The organism is Hymenobacter cellulosivorans (assembly GCF_022919135.1).
In the GTDB taxonomy this organism is placed as follows: Bacteria; Bacteroidota; Bacteroidia; order Cytophagales; family Hymenobacteraceae; genus Hymenobacter; species Hymenobacter cellulosivorans.
Map to the genome: position 1 here is coordinate 4279009 of NZ_CP095049.1, position 21087 is coordinate 4300095.

Annotated in this window: 13 protein-coding genes; 3 read left to right on the forward strand and 10 right to left on the reverse strand. The window is 63.0% G+C overall.

Annotated features, from left to right (window positions below; translation table 11 throughout):
• Window positions 1–112: 112 nt before the first annotated feature.
• Together MUN80_RS18130 and MUN80_RS18135 are read right to left on the reverse strand one after the other, a co-directional pair.
• The gene (locus MUN80_RS18130) at window positions 113–1108 is read right to left on the reverse strand and encodes a PspA/IM30 family protein (RefSeq protein WP_244714931.1); all 996 of its coding nucleotides are present in this window, start codon (window positions 1106–1108) and stop codon (window positions 113–115) included.
• Between the two features lie 108 nt (window positions 1109–1216).
• On the reverse strand, window positions 1217–1930 hold the full coding sequence (locus MUN80_RS18135; RefSeq protein WP_244714933.1) for a hypothetical protein: 714 nt from the start codon (window positions 1928–1930) through the stop codon (window positions 1217–1219).
• 390 nt (window positions 1931–2320) lie between these two features.
• Here MUN80_RS18135 and MUN80_RS18140 point away from each other — a divergent pair, with 390 nt between their 5' ends.
• On the forward strand, window positions 2321–3184 hold the full coding sequence (locus MUN80_RS18140; RefSeq protein ID WP_244714935.1) for a DNA/RNA non-specific endonuclease: 864 nt from the start codon (window positions 2321–2323) through the stop codon (window positions 3182–3184).
• A gap of 117 nt (window positions 3185–3301) precedes the next feature.
• Here MUN80_RS18140 and MUN80_RS18145 read toward each other — a convergent pair whose 3' ends face one another.
• The 4 genes from MUN80_RS18145 to kdpC all read right to left on the reverse strand — a co-directional run bounded on the left by MUN80_RS18145 (window position 3302) and on the right by kdpC (window position 8362).
• Window positions 3302–5083, reverse strand: a complete 1782-nt coding sequence (locus MUN80_RS18145; RefSeq protein WP_244714937.1) for a sensor histidine kinase — start codon at window positions 5081–5083, stop codon at window positions 3302–3304.
• Window positions 5084–5381: 298 nt separating this feature from the next.
• Window positions 5382–6554 (reverse strand): sensor protein KdpD, encoded by a 1173-nt coding sequence (locus MUN80_RS18150; RefSeq protein ID WP_244714939.1) that lies wholly within the window; start codon window positions 6552–6554, stop codon window positions 5382–5384.
• A 22-nt stretch (window positions 6555–6576) separates the two neighbouring features.
• Window positions 6577–7689, reverse strand: a complete 1113-nt coding sequence (locus MUN80_RS18155; RefSeq protein WP_244714941.1) for a porin — start codon at window positions 7687–7689, stop codon at window positions 6577–6579.
• 94 nt (window positions 7690–7783) lie between these two features.
• Entirely contained in the window at window positions 7784–8362 is a 579-nt protein-coding gene (kdpC, locus tag MUN80_RS18160; RefSeq protein ID WP_244714943.1) for a potassium-transporting ATPase subunit KdpC, read from the reverse strand.
• 31 nt (window positions 8363–8393) lie between these two features.
• Between kdpC and MUN80_RS18165 the strand changes: the two genes are divergently transcribed.
• A complete protein-coding gene (locus tag MUN80_RS18165; protein WP_244714945.1) occupies window positions 8394–8954 on the forward strand; it encodes a hypothetical protein in 561 nt (186 codons plus the stop codon).
• A gap of 3 nt (window positions 8955–8957) precedes the next feature.
• Here MUN80_RS18165 and kdpB read toward each other — a convergent pair whose 3' ends face one another.
• From kdpB to MUN80_RS18180, 4 genes are all read right to left on the reverse strand, one after another.
• Window positions 8958–11003: a potassium-transporting ATPase subunit KdpB gene (gene kdpB, locus MUN80_RS18170; protein ID WP_244714947.1), complete on the reverse strand. Its 2046-nt coding sequence runs from the start codon at window positions 11001–11003 to the stop codon at window positions 8958–8960.
• A 187-nt stretch (window positions 11004–11190) separates the two neighbouring features.
• Window positions 11191–12891 carry a potassium-transporting ATPase subunit KdpA gene (gene kdpA / locus MUN80_RS18175; RefSeq protein WP_244714949.1) on the reverse strand — a complete coding sequence of 567 codons (1701 nt, stop codon included), beginning with the start codon at window positions 12889–12891 and terminating at the stop codon, window positions 11191–11193.
• Between the two features lie 3 nt (window positions 12892–12894).
• A complete protein-coding gene (locus MUN80_RS26220; protein ID WP_375373990.1) occupies window positions 12895–12975 on the reverse strand; it encodes a potassium-transporting ATPase subunit F in 81 nt (26 codons plus the stop codon).
• Between the two features lie 369 nt (window positions 12976–13344).
• Entirely contained in the window at window positions 13345–14709 is a 1365-nt protein-coding gene (locus MUN80_RS18180) for a sigma-54-dependent transcriptional regulator (RefSeq protein WP_244714951.1), read from the reverse strand.
• 220 nt (window positions 14710–14929) lie between these two features.
• On the opposite strand from MUN80_RS18180, the gene MUN80_RS18185 reads away from it, so the two are divergent.
• The gene (locus tag MUN80_RS18185) at window positions 14930–20983 is read left to right on the forward strand and encodes a carboxypeptidase-like regulatory domain-containing protein (RefSeq protein ID WP_244714953.1); all 6054 of its coding nucleotides are present in this window, start codon (window positions 14930–14932) and stop codon (window positions 20981–20983) included.
• Window positions 20984–21087 lie beyond the last annotated feature (104 nt).

Here is a 21087-nt window from a genome sequence, read left to right on the forward strand (position 1 = left end):
TGTTCGTTGTCAGTTGTTTGGTTGGTCGAGTTCCCCTCCTTAAAGGAAGGAGGGGAATTGGTCGGGCTTTGCTTAGCCGAGCAGACAGCCCAGACCGAGGGCAAGCAGCAGGTTAATCCAGCAGATTAGAATAGGCATCGTTAGTAGCTTTAGCGGTGGCGGCAGCGCCACTCAGGGCACTGGAACTAGGCTGCTCATTAAGCAAGGTGTTGAAGTCGCCCTGCTGGTATTTCTCCAGCAGGCGCTGGCCCTTCTCGCTCATCACCCCGTTCTGAATGTCCATTTCCTTCACGAACTCCTGGCTGTAGCGCATGGCCTGCTTGATCTGCCCCAGCTGCTGGGCCATGTCCTGGGCTACCCGGTCCGTGGCCATGTCGAAGAAGTACTTCTTGTCGGGGTCGCCGCGCAGGATGTTCATGGCGGCCCGCATGCCGGAGGAAGTGCGCTTCACCAGCTCGTACTCGTCCTTGAGCAGGTTGACCTTGAACTTGGAGTTGTCGATCTGACGCAGGGCGGCTTTCAGAATCTGGCGCATCACCAGCGTCACGTTGGCCGTGGTCGTCAGCATGGGCTGCAGACGGCTATTGTAGTCTTCCAGCTGAGCGGCCCGGGAAGCGTAGGATTCGGCGAAGTCCTTTTCGCCCTTGCGGGCAGCCGAGTCAGCCAGGCGCAGGTACTCCTGGAGCTGCTGCTTGTTGGCGTCCATCTTGCGCTTCACCAGCTCGTGGGCCCCTTCAATGTGCCCCACTTCCGACTCCATGTTCTGGGCTTCCTTCTCGGTATTGCGGATGTAGTCCTGCATAATCCCGATGGGGTCCGTCTCGACGAAGATGCCGGCCGCGGTGCGGAAGATGCGTTGCCCGGCGTACCACAGCCCGGCCTTGATCCGCTTGCTGGTGACAATCAAAAAGAGGACGAACAGCACCCCGAGCCCGAAGCCGAGCTTGACCGTGTCGAAGACAATGTCGACCAGATAGGGCACGATCTGGCCCCAGAAGTAGACGCCGGCCCCGGCGGCGGCGGTCAGAAAAACCCAGCCCGCGGCCTTTTCGGGCTTTTGCCATTTGGGTAAATCCGTAGAAGTACCGGCAGGAAGCAACGTATTCATATGGTGAGATGGTGAACTAGTGAGGTGGTGAGCTTGATGTTTTAGAGGGAGGTTGATAGTTGGCAGCTGAAATGGTGGCGCTGAAAAACTCACCATTTCACCACCTCACTAGTTCACCCCTAAGAGGAAGGACTGGGCGGCCTGACGGTGGGCTTTCAGGTCGGCGGCGGCGCTGGCGTTGGCCAGTTCGTAGGAAGCCAGCGAGGACTGGGCCTTCTGGCGCTCGGCTACGAGCTGCTGCTGGGTAGCCTGGAGCTGCTGACTTTTGGCTTCTAGCTGCTTGGTCAGCTCCGTTAGCTCGGCCTGCAGGCGCTGCTCCTGGCCCGTGAGCTGCACGATGGTGCTGGGCTGGGCGTTGGCAATTTTGAGCTCCCCCATCTTTTCCTGGTGGCGCTCCAGCACTTTATTGCGGTCGGCCACCAGCTTCTGTTCCAGCTGCTCACCCGTGGTTAGCAGCGTAGCCGCGTCGAGGCCCGTGACGGCGGCAAAGGCGTGAAAGGCGGTTTGGTAGAGCACCGGCCCGGCAAGTCCGCTGGCAGCCATGCTCTTTACCATTTTGGTGTAGGCCACGAAGTCTTTGCCGTCGCCGGCCAGCAGCGAGGCAATGTGGTCGAGGTGACGCTGCTCGGGCTGGGTTACCGCGGGCTGGTTGAGGGCGAACGTGCCGATTCCGGGCGTTACGGGCAATTGCTGGGGGACCGGCGTTGGCAGGGGCAGTACTGGTTGGGTAGGGCCTTTGCTGGCCTTACCCGGGGCGCTGGGGCTGTCGGCTTCAACGAAGAAGTCTTTGGTGGCTTTGGCGAGGTTGTCGAAAAGGTCCATGCGAGCGGCAGGTTAGCTGATTGGGGATATGGCCCTGTTGCCAAGACCAGTGCCGCCGCCGGGCGCATTTTCAGAAACACTACCCAATACCCTGATTATCAATTACTAAAAATATCAATCAGTTATTAACAGCCGTTCGATGGGCGCGAAACCTTTCCATTTTGGTAGGGCAGTTTGCCAAAACAGAGTACCGGCCGCCGTATATACCGATGCAAACGGCCAGGCCAGAGCCGATACCTGCTTACCGCCGCCGCTGCGCTTTCGGATCGGCCACCAGAAGGAAGACGACGGGCAGCCTTCCCGGACAAGGTGGCCCGGGAGTTCAGCGGCTGTTTGCGGCCAACTTCCGTTCTTTGTTTTCTGCTCTTACCCTCACCTCCTATTGCCTTCATGAGTACCACTAGATTTTCTACCGCCGCATTGCTGGCGCTGGGCCTGCTCGCGGCTGCCTGCTCCAAGGAAACGGAAGAAGCAAAGCCCGTCGTCCCCGAAGCACCGCTGCCTGAGCACATCACGCTGGGCAACCCCAGTGGGGCCACGGCCGACGTTAATCAGCCCACTAATTACCTGCTGCTGAAAAGCCAGTATGCCGTGTCGTACCACCGCGACCGGGGCATTCCCAATTGGGTAAGCTGGCACCTCAGCCCTGAGTGGCTGGGCTCGGCTCCCCGTCAGGACGACTTCCGCCCCGACGCCACGTTACCGGCCGGGTGGTATCAGGTAGGCACCAGCAGCTACACCGGCTCGGGCTTCGACCGGGGCCATAATTGTCCCTCCGCCGACCGCACCAAGACTGTAGCCGACAACTCGGCGACTTTCCTGATGACCAACATGGTGCCCCAGGCCCCACGAAACAACCAGCAGACCTGGGCTAACCTGGAAGACTACTGCCGCACCCTGGTTAATCAGGGCAATGAGCTGTATATCCTTATGGGTAATTATGGCAAAGGCGGCACTGGCTCCAGCGGCTACAAGGAAACCCTCGACAACGGCCGCATTACGGTGCCTCAGCGCATCTGGAAGGTCATTGTGGTATTGCCCCAGGGCAACGACGACGTGAGCCGCGTCGGCAGCACTACTCGGATCATTGCCGTGGATACGCCCAATGACAATACCCTTAGCACCAGCTGGGGCAGCTACCGTACCACCGTCGACGCCATCGAAGCGGCTACCGGCTACGACATCATGTCGCGGGTGCCAGTGGGCATTCAGGCTCCGCTGGAAGCCAAAACGGATACCGGCCCCACGCAGTAGCTCAAACCATTTTTACACATTTGGATATATCCTTTTGTGCAAACACAAGCACCCCCGGGTCGCCTTGCGCTGCAGGGCAACCCGGGGGTGTAACAGTTGCTTTCAGCCGACTGCTTGCTAGCCGACGACCGGCAGCGTGAACAGAAATATGCTGCCCGACCCCAGTTCACTCTCAACCCAGAGCCGGCCACCCTGGGAGGTAATAAACTCCCGGGCAATGCTCAGGCCCAGGCCGGAGCCGCCTCGGTAGCCGGTTTTGTCGGGGATCTGGGCAAAGCGCTGAAAGATTCGCTCGTGATTATCCGCCGCAATGCCGGGGCCGTAGTCCTGCACGCTAACCTGCACGAAGCTACCGGCCGGCCTGGCCCGCACCGTCAGGACCTCCCCGACCGGCGAATAGCGCGTGGCGTTGGCCAGCAGATTGATGAGCACCCAGGTAGTCTTTTCGACGTCGGCGCGCACGGCGGGCAAATTCTGGGGCAAGTGCACATCCAGGCGCAGCTGCTTAGTATCGAGCTGGGCCTGCACCGTGGCAGTGGCATAGCCCACCACGTCGGCGAGACTAGTGGGGCGAAGGTCGAGCTGGATGCCGGCCCCGGCGTCGAGGCGGGATACATCGAGCAGCTCGGCCACCATGCGCTGCAGGCGCTGGGTTTCCTGGCGCACGTCGCCGGTAATACGCAGGCGCTCCTCGGCCGGCAGTCGCTCGTCAAGCAGCAGGCGCAGGTTGATGTTCATGCTCGAAAGCGGAGTTTTGAGCTCGTGCGAGACGGTGGCCAGGAAGTTGGACTTGACCTGATCCAGCTTCTTGAAGTCCGACACGTTGCGCAGAGTCAGGATCTGCCCCACAAACTCGGTTTTCTCGGTGGCCTCGTTGAAAGACACCAAATCCTGCACGGCTAGGCGGTAAAACGCTTCCTCGCCGCGCTGACTGATGTGCAGCAGCGGGGCTTCGGCCACGGCCGCCGCCCGGTTAGGCGCGTCGAGCGGACTGAGCATGGTTTGGAGCAGGTCGTTGTGCAGGCGCAACACCGGCGCGGGCTGCCCCACAACTTGTTCGGGCTGCAACCCCAGCAGCTCGCACATGACGGGGTTTGCCAGCAGAATGCGGCGGTGCTCGTCGAGCAGCAGTAGGCCTTCGTCCAGGGTGTTGACGATGCTGGCGGCCCGGTTACGCTCGGTGATTAGTTCAGCGGCCGTGGAGGTGCGGTACTCGCGCAGCTGGCTGAGCATGCGGTTGAAGGCCCGGGCCACCTGCCCAAACTCGTCGGTGCTTTCCTGGGGGATGCTGGCCGAAAAGTCGCGCTCGGTGGCGTGGTTGAGGGCAGCGGTGAGGCGGCGCAGGGGCTGCACGGCGGCTTCGGGCACGCTGCCCACCAGGCCCAGGGCCAAGAGCGTGGCCAGGGTCAGGAAGACGAGCAGGTTGCGGTTGGCCTCGTCGGCGCGGCGGTTGGCCTGGGCGGTTTTGCGGGTCAGGGCAGCCGTGTTGACCTCGACCATCTGGTAGGTCAGGCGGCGCAGTTCGGCCACGGTAGGCGGGGCGGCCACCAAGGCTGCAGAACCCGGCGCGGCGCGTTGCAGCTGCTGAAGCACCCGTAGGCGCTGCCCCAACTCCTCAACGACCTCCTGCTCCCCGGCCTCGGTCACATTACCGGCTTCTTTGCGCAACGCGGTGGCAAAGCGGGCTGTGGCTACCGTATCGGCTAAAGGCTGGCGGGCCAGCTCATCCAGGCTGCGCAGCATCTGCTGGCCCAGGGTAACAGAGTAAAGGTTGGCCGTGAGTACGTCCCGGGAGTTGCGGTCGAGCTGCCGCAGGGAGTAGTAGCCGTAGCCGCCGATGCTGAGTAGCAGCAGCAGCATGGCCAGAAACCCCAGGTTGATTTTGGTTTTTAAATTCATTCGCGAAGCGCCGGAAGGCGGAGGTTGAGTGAGCTCGGCAAGGGCCAATTAAGAACGTCATGTCGAGCCCGGCGAGGAATCTCGCGTGCAATGGTAATCAATGGCCCTGGCAAAGAAGTGGCGGAGACGCTTGAGCTGACTTGTGCCCTAGTAAAGCAGAAGGTTCTTTCCTCAACAACGCCAGCATGCGAGGTTCCTCGCGGGGCTCGAAATGACGTTCTATTTCCAACAGCGTCAACCTCTGTGCTGCTTGCGCCGCTTGAGACGACATTACTGTTTTGGCTCCTTCACCCGTAGGCTAATACGTAACCAGGTACACGTCCAGGTCCTGGTCGGTGCGGGCCACGGCGCGCAGCAGATCCTGAGTTACGCCGCGGCGGCTGAGTTGCTCCCAGAGGCTTTTCTCCCGAGTGATGCCGCACACCAGTAGCGTGGCGTTTTTTTCGGCGGCCACTTGCCGGATGGCACCCACGATATCGTCGGACTTGACGCGCAGAATCTGGGCGCCCAGCTCGGTAGCCAGCTGCAGATTGCCCAGCAGGCGGCGCTGGGTGGCCAGGTTGATCCGGTCGGCGGCTTCGGGGGTGGTTTGCACGTAGAGCACGTACCAGGCCGCGGCCCCGAACCGGTCGGCCAGGCGGGAGGTTTTGCGGATAATTTCCTTAGCGGCCTGGTCGTTGGCATTGATGCAGGCCAGCAGCCGGTCGTCGTTGCGGCGCTGGGGCGTGACGGGCCAGGCACCGCCGGCATCGGTTTCGACCTGGCGGCTGAGCAGCTGGGCTACTTCGCGCACGGCCAGACGGCGCAGCTGAAGCAGATTTTCGGCCTGGAAAAAGTTGAGCAGGGCTGTGGGCACCTTGGCCGGGTCGTAAATCTTGCCTTCTTCCAAGCGGGTGCGCAGCTCTCCCACCGTCAAATCCACGTTGACCACCTCGTCGGCCTGCTTGAGGAGCTGATCCGGGACTCGCTCGGTCACGTCGGTACCGGTGATTTTGAGCACCTGGTCGTGCAGGCTTTCCAGATGCTGCACGTTGAGGGCCGTAATTACCGAAATACCCTGACTTACCAAAAACGCCACATCCTGCCACCGCTTTTCATGCCGGGAGCCGGGCACGTTGGAATGGGCCAGCTCATCGACTACGACCACCTGCGGCCGGCGCTGCACAATGCCTTCCACATCCATTTCCTCCAGGGCCCGCCCCTTGTAAAACAGCTGCTTGCGCGGCAGCAGCGGCAGGCCGATAAGCTGGCCCACCGTGCCGGCCCGGCCGTGGGTTTCGATATAGCCCAGGAGCACATCCACGCCGTGCTGGTGCAAATCCTGGGCTTCCTGGAGCATGCGGTAGGTTTTGCCCACGCCGGCAGCCAAACCCAGGTACACCTTGAGCGTGCCGCGCCGCTTGCCCTGCACCAGGCGCAGAAACCGCTCGGCCGACTGGTCGCGCTGGTCCTGCTCGGAAGATGAACTCATGGCGAAAGCAGGAAGAAGTGGGTTAGAACGAAAGCGCCACGCTGGTCGTCAGGTTGCCGTAGCCGTCGGCCGTCTGGGCGTCGCGCTGCTGAAAAATGGCGTCTTGGGCTTGCAGGTAGCGGCCTTCCACCCGAAACAGCACGTTGGCGGCCGGGGCGTAATCCAGGTTCAGGGAGCCGCCCGCCACCCGAAAATCCGCGTCGGTGCGGGCCGGCTGCAGGCTGCTGATGATGACCCCGCGCTGGGCGTAGTAGTACTCACCGCGCAGCGTGCCGGAAAGCTTGTCGGCCAGCTTCAGCTTCACAAAGGCGGCGGCCGTGTGCCAGGTGTCGTAGCCACGGCGGCCGGCGCTTTGCTGCTTGCCCACGTCGAATACCGCTGCCAGAGCCAGCCGCTCGGTGGCCGCGTAGGTGAGGTAGAAATTGTGGAAGTAGCGCCGGCGGCGGAGCGAGTCCTGAGGCTGCTCGTTGCCCAGGAAGGTGCTGGAATTGATCAGGAGTTTATCCGTCGGCTTCCACTGAATCTGGGTGCCGAGGGCCTTGCCCTGGTTGGTCTCGCGGATGTTCTGCCAGCCGTTGAGCACCAGGCCGGTTAGGGTGAGCTGGGGGGCTACTTCGTAGGTAAAGCGGGCCCCGGCTTCGTAGTAGGGCGAGTTTTCGGCCATCAACGAGCGGGTCAGCGTCCAGTTGTCCTTGCTCAGGGCCGACTCAAAGCCAATATGGGAGCTGAAAATACCCAGGTCCAGCCAGGCTTTCTGGAACGGCCGGAAGCCGGCGTAGGCTTCGTAGATGTGCTTGAACACGGGGTCCTCGGCGGCGTAGTTGGCCGCCACGTAGCTGCCCGCGTGCAGGCCCACGGCCCCGCGCACCCGCCCGTCGTCGTAGCGCAGCCCGACCAGGCCTTGGTTGACGGTAAACTCGTTTTGACGGTTGTGCGAGTACAGAAAGCCCGGGCGGGTGTTGGTGGCCGGGTGCTTAAAATCAAAGCCGTAATAGCCATCCACAAAGCCGTAAAAGGTCAGCGGATTGGCAGCAGGCGGTGGGGTGGCAGCCACCGAATCGGCGGCCGAGGGAGCCTGGGCCAGCGCGGCGCCGGCAGTGGTGAGCAGCAGGCCCAAGGTCAAGAAGTGTTTCATTATGGAGTCGCCCGTGGGGCGAAGGGAGTGGTGCGGGCCGCCAAGAATTCAGGCCCGCCCGGGTGAATAGAAAAAGGAAAAAGTGAGTTGCCCGTTAGCGTTGCGGCAGCGGGGCCAGCTCGTCCAGGGCCAGGTTCAAGGCTAGCAGGTTGACCTTAGCCGGTCCGAAAAAGGCGAAGATGGGCTCTTCCACGTGGGCCGCTACCAGCTGCCGAACCCGCTCGGCGGGCAGGCGGCGCAGCCGGGCCACCCGTTCCACTTGGGCGTAGGCGCCTTCGGGCGACAGGTGCGGGTCGAGGCCCGAGCCGCTGGCCGTAACCAGTTCGGCGGGCACTTCTCCCCGTTTCACCGTGGGGTTCTGGGTTAGAAAGGCTTCCACCCGGGTGTGGACTTCGGCCAGGTACTCGGGGTTCGACGGGCCCTTGTTGGAGCCGGCCGAGCCGCTGGCATTGTAGTCCACGGCCGAGGGGCGGCTGGTGAAGTACTCGGGCCGGTCAAACTTCTGGCCCACGTTGGCAAAGCCCACGACCCGGCCCTGACGGGTGATTTGCTCGCCTTGTCCGCGGCCGGGCGCCACCTGGGCGGCGGCCCACACCAGGGCCGGATACAAGCCGCAGCACAGCAGCAGCATCACCAGCGTGAGGCGCAAAGCGGGAATGAGTTGATTTTTCATGGTTGGTTTTCGCAATTGGTACATTTGAGGTATGCCTGACAGCCCGATTCCCGATAATCAGATGGTCACCGTGATGGTGGCCGAAACCACGTTTGCGGTTCTGACCATGCCAGGCAGAAAGTTTCGGGTTGACTTTGTAGAAAAAGCCGAGGCGCGTCTTAAGCCGGGAATGCGGGGAGAATCCATGAGTTGCTCAGAGCATCCCTTGCTGCTAAGCCTCAATAGCCGCTTGGTTGATGTATACATCACTTCCCGGCCTCAAAACCCGCGGCAACTGCTTGCTGAGATTCGTAAGCGAATTCAGCTTGTGTTTCAGGAGTGGCGCGATTGGCGTTGCGTGTTATTTGGAAGAGGGGCATTCGGTGAAAGTCACCTCCGACGAAACCTGCTCGATGGGTCCGGATTACTTTTGTCGGGCGCGCCACTTTCTGTTGCTCAAGCCGTTATGAATGCGTGTACCGAACACGGTGTATCGGCTTATTTTCTTGGCGAGATTGAGAATTCTCCACTGGCAAGCCCTACGTTTCACTTGCTTCTCGTCGGTGACAAGGGATATGTCATTGCGCAGGACTTTCGTTTCGTAGAGCTTTGAAGCCTACAAAAACACTCCCACAAGCAGGTCAATGACCTTGATGCCCACGAAGGGCACCAGCACCCCGCCCAGGCCGTAGATGAGTAGGTTGCGGCGCAGTAGTGCCGAGGCACCCACCGGCTGGTAAGCCACGCCTTTCAGGGCCAGCGGCACCAGGGCCGGAATAATAATAGCGTTGAAAATGACGGCCGAGAGAATAGCCGACTGCGGCGACTTCAGGCCCATGATATTCAGCGCGCCCAGGGCCGGAATGCCCACCATGAACAGGGCCGGCACGATGGCGAAGTACTTGGCCACGTCGTTGGCAATGCTGAAGGTGGTGAGCGTGCCGCGGGTCATGAGCAGCTGCTTGCCGATTTCGACCACCTCGATGAGCTTGGTGGGGTCGTTGTCGAGGTCGACCATGTTGCCGGCTTCCTTGGCGGCCTGGGTGCCCGAGTTCATGGCTACTCCCACGTCGGCCTGGGCCAGGGCCGGGGCGTCGTTGGTGCCGTCGCCCATCATGGCCACCAGCTTGCCCTGCTCCTGCTCGCGGCGGATGTAGTGCATCTTGTCCTCGGGCTTGGCCTCGGCAATGAAGTCGTCGACTCCGGCTTTTTCGGCAATAAACTTGGCCGTCAGCGGATTATCACCCGTTACCATCACCGTCTTGATGCCCATGTTGCGCAGACGGGCAAACCGCTCCTGAATGCCAGGTTTAATGATGTCCTGCAGCTCGACTACGCCCAGCACCCGGTCGTTGTGGCTGAGCACCAGCGGGGTGCCGCCGTTGCTGGCCACGGTTTTTACCCGCTCGGCTACTTCGGCAGGATAAGCGTTGCCAGTTTGCTCGGCCAGCTGCCGGATGGCGTCGGCGGCGCCCTTGCGCAGGCGGGTGCCGTCCGAGAGGGTCACGCCGCTGCTGCGGGTTTCGGCCGTGAACTTGATGAGCTCGGCGCCCTGCAACCGGGCCTGAAGCTGCTCGGGGCTTACTTTGTTGTCCCGGGCCAGTTCCACGATGCTCTTGCCCTCGGGCGTTTCGTCGGTGAGGGAGCTAAGCGTGGCGGCCTCGATAAACTGGCTGATGGGCACGCCCGGGGCGGGCCAGAAGTGGGTGGCTTTGCGGTTGCCGATGGTGATGGTGCCGGTTTTGTCGAGCAGGAGCACGTCGATGTCGCCGGCGGTTTCCACGGCCTTGCCGCTCTTGGTAATGACGTTGGCGCGCAGGGCCCGGTCCATGCCGGCAATGCCGATGGCGGAGAGCAAGCCGCCAATGGTAGTCGGAATCAGACACACGAACAAGGCAATGAAGGCGGCAATGGCAATGGGCGTCTTGGCATAGGCCGCGAAGGGTGCCAGCGTCACGCACACAATCACGAAGACCAGCGTGAAGCCCGCCAGCAGGATGGTGAGGGCAATTTCGTTGGGCGTTTTCTGGCGCGAGGCGCCTTCCACCAGGGCAATCATCTTGTCGAGAAACGACTCGCCGGGGGCCGTGGTCACTTGCACCACGATGCGGTCGGACAAGACCTTGGTGCCGCCCGTGACGCTGGATTTGTCGCCGCCGGCTTCGCGGATAACCGGGGCCGATTCGCCCGTGATGGCCGACTCATCAATGGTGGCCAGGCCCTCGATGATTTCGCCGTCGGTGGCAATGATTTCGCCGGCCTCAACTACGAATACGTCGCCTTTCTGGAGCTGGGCCGAGCTGACTTCCTCGAAGCTGCCCTCGGCAGTGCGCAGGCGGGCGGGGGTGTCCTGGCGGGTTTTGCGCAGCGAATCGGCCTGAGCCTTGCCGCGGGCCTCGGCAATGGCCTCGGCGAAGTTGGCGAAGAGCAGGGTCAGAAACAGCACCACGAACACGGTGCAGTTGTAGCCGAAGCTGCCCTGGGCCGCGTCGGGCCGGACCAGCAGCCCCAGCGTGACGAAGAGCATCACCACCGTGCCGATTTCCACGGTAAACATGACCGGATTACGGAACATCACCCGCGGGTCGAGCTTGACGAAGGCCTGCTTCACGGCCTGGCCCACCAGCGCGGGTTGAAACAAAGATTGGGATTGAGAAGGCATGATGTAGAACTTAGAGCTCAGAGCTCAGAACTTAGAAGGGTATGGATATAGAGCTTAGAGGTGAGAGCTCAGAGCTTAGAAGAAGGAGTAAAAAGGCCATTAGGAGCTCGAGGTGCAGGTTTTAGAACGAGACTGGCCAAACCAGGAAAAGCCTTATCTCTAACTTCTTACCTCCGAGTCCTACCTTCTAGTACAGCGTGAAATACTCGGCCAGGGGCCCCAGGGCCAGGGCTGGGAAGAAGGCCAGGGCGGCAATAATCCAAATCACGAAGAAGACCATGATACCGAAGGTGGCCGTGTCGACGCGCAGGGTACCGGCCGATTCGGGAATGAACTTTTTGCGGGCCAGCAACCCGGCAATGGCCACCGGGCCGATAATGGGCAGGTAGCGGGCCAGCAGCATTACCAGGCCCGTGCTGATGTTCCACCACGGCGTATTGTCGCCCAGGCCCTCGAAGCCCGAACCGTTGTTGGCGGCCGAGGAAGTGAATTCGTAGAGCATTTCCGAGAAGCCGTGGTAGCCGGGGTTGGCCAGCCAGCCGGCGTATTCGGTGGGGTTATTGGCGTAGAGGTGGGCCGACATAGCCGTGCCGGCCAGAATCAGCAACGGGTGCAGCAGGGCCACCAGCACGGCAATCTTCATTTCCCGGGCCTCGATTTTCTTGCCCAGCAGCTCCGGGGTGCGGCCCACCATCAGGCCCGAGATGAACACGGCAATGATGACGAAGACGAAGAAGTTGAGGAAGCCCACGCCCACGCCGCCGTAGAAGGCATTGGTCATCATGCCCAGCAGCTCGGCCATGCCCGAAATCGGCATGTGCGAATCGTGCATGGAATTGACCGAGCCGCAGCTGATAACGGTGTTGGTAATGCCCCAGTAGGCCGAGGCCGCCGCCCCGAAGCGCACTTCCTTGCCTTCCATCGCGCCCAGATGCTGGTCGGCGCCCAGCTCCGTAATGGCGGGGTTGCCGTGCATCTCGTAATACACCGTCGGGGCCAGCAGCATGAGGAAGCCCGCCGTCATCACCCCAAACACCATGTAGGACAGCTTGGGCCGCCGCAGGTAGTGGCCCAGGGCAAAGACCAGGGCCAGCGGAATCAGCACCAGGGCAATGTTCTCGACGGCGTTGCTGAGGAAGGTCGGGTTTTCGAGCGGGTGGGCCGAGTTGGCCCCGAAGAAGCCGCCCCCGTTGGTGCCCAGCTCCTTGATGGCAATCATGGCCGCGGCCGGGCCCCGGCTCACGCTTACCGAGTCGCCCTGCACGGTCACGATACTGGCCTTGCCGGCCCAGCTCATGGGCGTGCCCTGAAACACGAGCAGCAGGGCCACGACCAGCCCGATGGGCAGCAGCACCCGGGTAATGCTTTTGACGAAGTACTGGTAAAAGTTGCCCAGCTTCTCGGTCGTGCCTTCTTTGAGGGCATTGAATACAACCACGCAGGCAGCCATACCAGTAGCGGCCGTCACGAATTGCAGGAAGGTAATGACGAAGAGCTGGGAGAAATACGTGGCCCCCGACTCACCCGAGTAGTGCTGCAGGTTGCAGTTGACCAGAAAGGAAATGGCCGTGTTAAAGGCCAGATCGGGCGTCATGCTGGGGTTGTGGTCGGGGTTGAGCGGCAAACTGCCCTGGGTGCAGAGAATCAGCATGGCCCAGACAAACCAGGCCAGGTTGATGGTCAGCAAGGCCACCAAGTGCTGCTGCCAGCTCATGCCCTTGCCGGGGTCGATGCCGCCGAAGCGGTATATCAGGCGCTCCAGGGGAGCCAGAAAGTCGCTCCAGCTGGGGTCGCCGCGGTAGATGGTGGCCAGGTAGCGGCCCAGGGGCAGGGCCAGCAGCAGCGTCGCAAAGAAAATGACGAGAATGCTGAGAAGTTCGTGGTTCATTGGTTAGAATTTTTCCGGGCGCAGCAGCACGTAGCTCAGGTAGCCAAACGTGGCCAGGGACAGCAGAAACAAGGCAAACATCATCTTCGGGGCGGGCTTAGATGTGGTCGAAAAAGTCCACGGACTTGTAAAAAAGCCAGAAGCCGGCCAGGCCGGCACCCGTAAGCAGGGGAATCATCAGAGCAGTCATAAAAGCGGGTAAAAGGTGAAGCACTTGCGGTGCGCCCCAGCCCTAGCAAGCCCGGACCCTAAGCGCCTCTCTCCTGCTCACCTTTTATGTAAACCACTACCAGTCAGCGCCAATAATTTTCATTCACGTTCTTTCAGCCCTGCATGACCTGGAGCCGACCCTAGCGAAACGCTAGGGTGTTTCGCAAAACACTAGACCCCGAAACGCTGACGACCCCGCTGGATGGGCGGGGTCGTCGGGTAACAGCTAGGTGTAGGCGTCAGCTAGAGGCCGTAATCCTGGATTTTGCGGTAGAGCGTGGTCAGGGCAATGCCGAGCACCCGGGCGGTTTCGGTTTTGTTGCCGTGCTCTTCCAGCAGCACGCGCTGAATGTGCTGCTTTTCGGCGCTGCGCAGGTTGCGCTCATCGAGCGGAGGCGCATCGGGACTAGCACTGTTCAAAGCCGCCAGCTGCAGCTCCACGGGCAGGTCGTCGACGGTCAGGGGCTGGTCGGGTGGAGTCAGGATGGAGGCCCGCTCCAACACGTTCTTGAGCTCCCGCACGTTGCCGGGCCAGCCGTAATTTTCCAGGGCCTGCAGGGCTTCGGGCATGAGCTCCAGAGGCCGGCGGCGCAGCTTGGCGGCAAAGTGCTGCAGGAAAAACCGGGTCAGCAGGGGCACGTCACTGCGGCGGGCACTGAGTGGGGGCACGGCTACTACGACCACCGAGAGGCGGTAGTACAAGTCGGCCCGGAAATGGCCCTGCTCGGCTTCCTGGCGCAGGTTGCGGTTGGTAGCGGCCACTACGCGCACGTTGACGCGGGTGGGCCGGGTATCCCCGATTTTGGTGAATTCCTGGGTTTCGAGCACCCGCAGCAGCTTGGCTTGCAGCATCACGTCGAGTTCCCCGATTTCGTCCAGGAACAGCGTGCCGCCCGAGGCTTCTTCCAGCAAGCCTTTCTTGTCGGTTTGGGCCCCGGTAAAGGCGCCTTTCCGGTAGCCAAATAGCTCACTTTCCAGCAAATCCTTGGGAAAGGCCGAGCAGTTCAGGGCCACAAACGGCTTACTCCGGCGGGGGCTGCCGTAGTGAATGGCCTGGGCAAACAGCTCCTTACCCGCGCCCGTGGGGCCTTCCAGCAGCACCGTCGCGTCGGTCTGGGCTACTTGGCGGGCCGTGCGCTTGGCCTGCTCCAGGGCCGGGGCCTGGCCAATCATGCTCTCGAAGCTGTACTGGGCTCCGACTCTCTTTTCCAGCTCGGCCACCCGCCGCTGTAACCGGGCTTTGGTCACAGCCCGGTCGACGACCACCACGAGCTGGTCATCGGAGTCGCCCTTGGTCAGGTAGTCGAAGGCGCCCTGCTTCATGGCCTGCACCCCATCGGCAATGGTGCCGAAGGCGGTGAGCAGGATGACTTCAGCCAGCGGGGCCTTGGCCTGGTAGCGGGGCAGCAAATCGAGGCCGAAGCCGTCGGGCAACTTCACGTCGGATAAGATGACCAGGATGTCGTCGGCGTGCTGCTGCAGGGTTTCCAGGCCGCGCCGGGCATCCTGGGCTTGCAGCACGGTGTAGCCTTCCAGCTCCAGCATGCGGGCAATGGCCTGGCGTAGGGGGCCTTCGTCGTCGATGAGCAGCAGGGTGCCGTCGGGCATGAGCAAGTTGGCTAAACAGGAACTAGCAGGTGAAACCAGGGCGGTGAAAAAAGAGCTTTTACTCGGCCCAACCTGGCGCGAAGGTAAGCAGCCGGGACTTGGCCGGCGCTGTGCGGGCCCCATTGCGTCCAAGCCGCCCGGAATTTTCCAGTGCGCCGTGTGGAATCCGGTGGCCCTGCTGCATCCAGCTAGTATACCGTGCTTCTTATTCCATCCGCCTATGCCTCGTTTGCTACTTTTCGCGCTTTATTTCCTGCTGCCTATTGCCGCCCAGGCCCAACAGCGCCTGGCCACCGCCCGGCAGCGCAGTTACCTGACTAAGGTATTCCGGCTGACCGACGAGCAAACCCGCCACCTCTACACCCACAGCCTAGCGGCAGCCCGGCCCGACTTTTTCACCCAGCCCGTCGACTCCTTTCCCTCGGACTCGGCCCGGCAGGCGCGCCCTTTGGCCCCGGGCTACTACCTGGTGGCCCACACCGAAGGCGCGCAGCTGGTCTACTGGCTGCGCGCCGAAACCGACCGGGAAGTGGTAGTAGTCGACAACCAAATTGACCTGACCCTGGTGGTGCGCGACTCCCTGGGCCGCCTGCTCGACGATGCCCGCGTGGAGCTGGCCTGCCGCCCGGTGCCCTACGACCCCGCCACCCGCGCCTACCGCCTGGCCAATACCCGCCGCAGCGGCCTGCTGGCCGTCACCCAGGCCGGGCGCACCACCTTTCACGTGGTGGAAAATCAGGCCAGCACGAGCAGCTACTGGCAGCAACAACAGCCCCTGGCCCGCCGAATCTGGTGGCGGAGTCAGCGCATCGTGTTCGGCTTTCCGCTGGGCTACCTCACCAAGCCCGTCTGGAGCCTGGGGCGGGATTTGAAACATGCTTCCCATGCGTATTTCGGGCCGGTGGGTTTGCTGCGCTCGGCCTTTAGCGAAGACGTGCGCGACGAGCGGCAGCGCCGGCGCGACGAGCAGGAGGAGCAGCGCTGGACCAGCTACGTGGCCCTGAGCAAGCCCAAATATCGCCCCACCGGCGACACGCTGCGCCTGAAGGTGCGCCTGTTGCGCCGCCCCCACGGTCGGCCCGGCCGGGAGGCGCTTACGCTGTGGCTGGGCGGCGGCTACGGGCAACCAGAGAAAAAAATAGCCCTGCTGCGGCCCGGGCGGCCCGGCTCTTACGAATACACGCTGCCCCTGACCGATACGCTGGGGTTGCGGGCCGACACACGGGTGGGCTTCCGGCTGGAAAACCGCCGGGAACAAACCCTGGCCAGCGGCAACTTTCAGTTGGAAGACTATGAGCTCAAAAGCACCCGCTACACCCTGCGCCTGGCCGAGAAAGAGCACCGCCGGGGCCAGCCGCAGGCCGTGTTTCTGCGCGGCACCGACTCCAACGAGCTCAACCTGCTCGACGCCCGGGTGCGTCTGAGCGTGACGCCCAGCTCGCCGCTCGGCCCCTTCCCCCAGCGCCAGGCCTTTCTGCCCGACACGCTCTGGACCCGCAGCCAGGCCCTGGACGCCACCGGCGAAACCCGTTTGAACCTGCCGGCCACCATTTTTCCCGCCGCCGAATTCTCCTACGCCGTGCGGGCCGTGTTCCTGAACGCCGACAACGAGCGGCGCGTCGAAACCACGACCGTGCCCTACGGCCTCGACCCGGGCAAGCTGCACGTAGAGCTGGTCGGCGACTCGGTGCGGATGACCTACCTCGTCCAGGGAAAATCGGTTCCCCACCCGGCCCACTTGGAGATTAGCAATGGCCGGGAGCTGGGGTCCGGCAGCTTGTTTGCCGGTTCCGTGCAACTGCCGCTGCTGCTGCCCGTCGACCCGCGGGCCGATACCTACGAGCTAACCGATGCCGAAAACCGCTCGACTGAGCTTACCCTGGACGAAATCAACGCCGGCCTGGCGGTGCGCTCCGACCGGACCCACGACTCCATTTTTATCAGCGTGGAGAATCCGCGCCGGCTGCCGTTCTGGTATTTTGTATACCGCGGCAATACGCTGGCCCGGCGCGGCTACGGCACGGATTTGCAGCTAAACACCACCGCCCCCGGCCCGGAGGCCTGGTCGGTGTCAGTGCATTACCTCTGGGGCGAAAAGCTGCGCACGGCCGAGTATAGCATCCCCCTGCCCCAGCGTCAGCTGGTAGTACGCGCCGAGCAGCCCGAAGTAGCGTACCCCGGCCAGAAAATCCGGTTGCAGTACACCGTCACCGATGGCGGCGGGCGGCCCCTTTCCGGCGTTGATTTGACTTCCTACGCCTATACCAGCAAGTTTGGGCAGGCCAAGATTGAGCAGGAAATACCCAGCTTCGAGCCGCGGGTAGTGGGTCGCCGGTCCAAGCGCCGGTTTGCCCTGAAAGACGGGTTCGAAAACTCGTCGTCGGCCGCCGGGCGGCAGCTGTTGCCCTGGGCCCAGTGGCGGCACCAGCTGGGCCTCGACTCGCTGCGGTTCTACCAGTTTCTCTACCCCGAGTCGGGCGCGTTTTACCAGTATGAGCCCGCGCCCGGCGGCCTGACCCAGCTGGCCCCTTTCGTCGTGGACTCGGGCCGGGTGCAGCCCCCGGTGGCCGTGTACCTGGATGGCGTGCCGGTGTACGTGCACGAGGTCAACCAGCACGAGCCCTACGCCCTGGTAGCCGAGCCGGGGTTCCACACGCTCAGCATCCGGACCGCCACCCGCCTTGTGACTATGCACGATGTGTATGTGCGCCATTTGCACAAGCTCACGCTCAGCATCGACCTCAACCAGCCCTGCGCCGAGCTGACCGTGGAAAAGCGCCGGCCGCTGCTGACACCGGAGGAAAAGCTGGCCCTGACCCGCTCCCTGCTGGTGATGGATGCTGCCTACAGCTACGGCAGCCTGCGCCAGGGCAACGTGCTGCGGCCCGTCAGCCGCAACTCCTACCATTCCGTGGACTCCTACAGCCTGAGCGGCCCGTTTCGGCCCGACTCGGTGCTACTGCGGCGCTCCGACGGGCTGCGGCGCAGCTTCCTGTTTGAGCCGCTCTACCACTATTACTTCGCGCCCGGTCTGGTAAAAATGACTAGCCTGGACCCCAATACGCACTCCCGACTGTTTAATTCCCTGCACAGCGCCGGCTTTCCCGGGGTCCTGCCCCTGGCCGATTTTGCCCTGACCGAAGCCGCCTTCAAGGCCCGCTACCTGCCCGCCAACACGACCTGGACACCCGCCCCGCGCCTGCCGCGCTACAATTTCCAAACCCCGCTGACAACGCCCGCCGCGCAGGGCCGCCTGGAAGTTCGCCTGCCCCCGCGCCCCGCCGACGCCGGACCCAGTTACCGGTTTCCCAACGTGGCCTATTTGCTGCTCACCCGGCCCGGCAATGCCACATTCTACCGCTTGCAGCCCAACCTGAGCCTGGTACACGCCCTGGCCGCGGGCCGCTACCGGGTGGCCGTGCTGCTCGAAGACAGCACCAGTCTGCTCCCCGCCGAGGACGTAACCATCAGGCCCGATGGCGTGACCTACTTCCAGCTGCGCCTCACCGACCGCCAGCCCGGCGCGGCCCTGCGGCGGCGTATCAGCCGCCTGCTGCCCGGTTTTGAGGTCAAAGACTGGAGCTTGGTAACATCCGAGGAGGAGCTCAAAAAGGCGAAGCGCACCATTGCCGTAACCCAGTACAGCCAGCCGCAGCCGGGCTGGCGCACGGTGCACGGGCAGGTCACGGACCGCAGCTCGGGGGAAGGGCTGCCCGGGGTAACGGTGCTGGTGAAGGGTACTACCCTTGGCGTCTCGACCGATGCCGACGGCACGTACGCCCTGCAAGTTCCGAATGAAAGCAGCATCCTGACCTTTAGCTCCGTTGGTTATATCACGGCTGAAAGACCTGCTACCTACAACGAAGTGAATGTGGGCCTGACGGGGGATACCAAGCAACTTTCGGAAGTGGTAGTGGTAGGCTACGGCACCGAAACGCAGCGTCGGAGCGTGAGCTACTCGGTAGCCACGATGTCGAATCAGTTGGCGGGCAAGGCGGCCGGGGTACATCCTGGACGAGCCGCGCCGGGCGACTCCCCGACCGTCACTATCCGGGGCATAGTGGCGCAACCGGCCGGAGCTCAGCCCCTGATTATTCTCGACGGTCTGCCTTTCAACGGCCGGCTGGAAGACGTGAGTCCTGATAATATTGCGGCTGTTAAGCTCTTGAAAGGCCCGGCGGCTACAGCCACTTACGGGGCCCAGGCCGCTAATGGCGTCCTCTTCATTACCACCAAAGCCAGCAGCGCCGGCAACGACCCCGCCGGCCGGGACACGCGCCTGGCCCTGCGCCGCAACTTCCGCGACTACGCCTGGTGGCGGCCTACGCTCGTCACCGACGCCCAGGGCCGGGCCAGCACCGAGGTACAGTTGCCCGACGACATAACCGGCTGGGACACCTTCGTGCTGGGCTCCGACAACCACGGCCGCGTGGGCTCGGCTACTCAGCTGCTGCGCTCCTTCAAGGCTCTGCTGGCCGGGCTGGCCGTGCCGCGCTTCCTCATCGAGGGCGACCAGACCCAGGTGCTGGGCAAAACCCTGAACTACGCGCCCGATTCCACCCAGGTCAGCACCGGCTTCTCGGTAGCCGGCGTGGCCCGCCCCCGTCGCAGCCACGTGGTAAGCAGCGCCATTCTGGATACGCTCAGCCTGACCGCGCCCACCGGCCAGGATTCCCTCCTGGTGAGCTACGACCTGCGCCAGGCCGGCGGCTACGCCGACGGGGAGCAACGCCCGATTCCGGTGCTGCGGGCCGGAACCCGGGAAAATATCGGCGCCTTCGCTATTCTCGCGGCCAACGACACGACCCTGACCCTGCCCTTCGACCCGAAGCTGGGCCCCGTGACGGTGCGCCTGGAAAGTGACGCGCTGCCGGTGCTCTTGTCCGAAATTCAGCACCTGCAGGCCTACGCCTATTTGTGCAACGAGCAGGCCGCCTCCAAGCTCAAGGCCCTGCTGCTGGAAAAGCAAATCCGGACGGTCCGCCAGGAGCCGTTTAAGGGCGAACGGAGCATCAACTTCCTGATTCGCAAGCTGCTCGACGGCCGCCACCAGCCCGAGAACCTGCTCTGGGGCACCTGGGCTAAGTCGGAGGTGAGTCCGTGGGCTACTACGCACGTGCTGGAAGCCTTGCTGGCCGCCGAACAGGCCGGCTACAAGGTGCGCCTGGAGCGCGACAAGCTCCAGCAGTACCTCTTACAGGAGCTGGACAACCACCTGACCGCCAAGCCCACGCCCGAGCTGCTGCGCCGCACGTGGTACTACCAGTCGGACGACGACCTGATCCGGCTGCTGCGGGTGCTGCACCAGCTGGGCACGACAACCGACTACCGCACCTACGTAACCCGCCTGGAACGCTCCTACAAAGGCCGTCAGCCCCTGGACCGCTACCTGGCTTTAACCCAATTGCGCCAGCAGCTGCAGCTGCCCTACCAGCTCGACTCGCTGCGGCGCTACCGCCTGCGCACCCAGCTCGGTGGGGTCTTTTATGCCGATACCCTGCACCAGAGCTCCTACTACCGCTACTTGCTGCGCACCAGCGTGGGCTCGACCTTGCTGGCCTACCGCCTGCTACGCGCCCAGGGCGGCCACGAGCCCGAGCTGACCCGCATCCGCCTCTACCTGCTCAACCTGCGCCGCACCGACCACTGGACCAGCACCTACGAGGCGGCCCAGATTCTGGAAACCATCGGGCCCGACCTGCTGGCCGCCGGCCAACCGGCTACTTTAGCGAAGGTGGAGCTCACCGGGGCCACCACTCAGCAACTCAGCACCTTCCCCCAGCAATTGACCCTGCCCGCCACTGCCGACCCACTCACGCTGCGCAAAACCGGCCTGCTGCCGGTGTACGCCACAGCCTACCAGACGCGCTGGAACCCGGCACCCGAGGCTACGGCCGCGCCCTTCACGGTGAAAACCGAGCTGGCGGGCCAGAGCGGGCAGCGCGTAAACCTGCGGGCCGGGCAGCCCGCCGAGCTGGTCGTGACGGTAAACGTGCAAGCCGAGGCCCGCTACGTGCTGCTGGAAGTACCCATTCCGGCCGGCTGCTCCTACGGCGACAACAAAGCCGGCAACTACTTCGAGGTGCACCGCGAGTATTTGCGCCACCAAACCGGCATTTTCATCGACCGGCTGCCCGTGGGAAAGCACACCTTCCGCATTGCCCTGCAGCCGCGCTACCGGGGCCGCTACACCCTCAATCCCGCCAAGGCCGAGCTCATGTACTTTCCCACCCGCTTCGGCCGCAGCGCCAGCAAGCAGGTGCGGGTCGAGTAAACATAGAACATAGCGCATAGCACGTACGGCGGCAAACCGGGCCCGGCAGTTTCGCCGGCTGGGTTTGCCGCCGTACTTTTACTTGTGTGTTGCCGCAGCCAACC

Bases quoted from the DNA above. Each gene is read 5' to 3' on its own strand.
- MUN80_RS18130 (WP_244714931.1), bottom strand. From the start codon at position 1,108: ATGAATACGTTGCTTCCTGCCGGTACTTCTACGGATTTACCCAAATGG.
- MUN80_RS18135 (WP_244714933.1), bottom strand. From the start codon at position 1,930: ATGGACCTTTTCGACAACCTCGCCAAAGCCACCAAAGACTTCTTCGTT.
- MUN80_RS18140 (WP_244714935.1), top strand. From the start codon at position 2,321: ATGAGTACCACTAGATTTTCTACCGCCGCATTGCTGGCGCTGGGCCTG.
- MUN80_RS18145 (WP_244714937.1), bottom strand. From the start codon at position 5,083: ATGAATTTAAAAACCAAAATCAACCTGGGGTTTCTGGCCATGCTGCTG.
- MUN80_RS18150 (WP_244714939.1), bottom strand. From the start codon at position 6,554: ATGAGTTCATCTTCCGAGCAGGACCAGCGCGACCAGTCGGCCGAGCGG.
- MUN80_RS18155 (WP_244714941.1), bottom strand. From the start codon at position 7,689: ATGAAACACTTCTTGACCTTGGGCCTGCTGCTCACCACTGCCGGCGCC.
- kdpC (WP_244714943.1), bottom strand. From the start codon at position 8,362: ATGAAAAATCAACTCATTCCCGCTTTGCGCCTCACGCTGGTGATGCTG.
- MUN80_RS18165 (WP_244714945.1), top strand. From the start codon at position 8,394: ATGCCTGACAGCCCGATTCCCGATAATCAGATGGTCACCGTGATGGTG.
- kdpB (WP_244714947.1), bottom strand. From the start codon at position 11,003: ATGCCTTCTCAATCCCAATCTTTGTTTCAACCCGCGCTGGTGGGCCAG.
- kdpA (WP_244714949.1), bottom strand. From the start codon at position 12,891: ATGAACCACGAACTTCTCAGCATTCTCGTCATTTTCTTTGCGACGCTG.
- MUN80_RS26220 (WP_375373990.1), bottom strand. From the start codon at position 12,975: ATGATGTTTGCCTTGTTTCTGCTGTCCCTGGCCACGTTTGGCTACCTG.
- MUN80_RS18180 (WP_244714951.1), bottom strand. From the start codon at position 14,709: ATGCCCGACGGCACCCTGCTGCTCATCGACGACGAAGGCCCCCTACGC.
- MUN80_RS18185 (WP_244714953.1), top strand. From the start codon at position 14,930: ATGCCTCGTTTGCTACTTTTCGCGCTTTATTTCCTGCTGCCTATTGCC.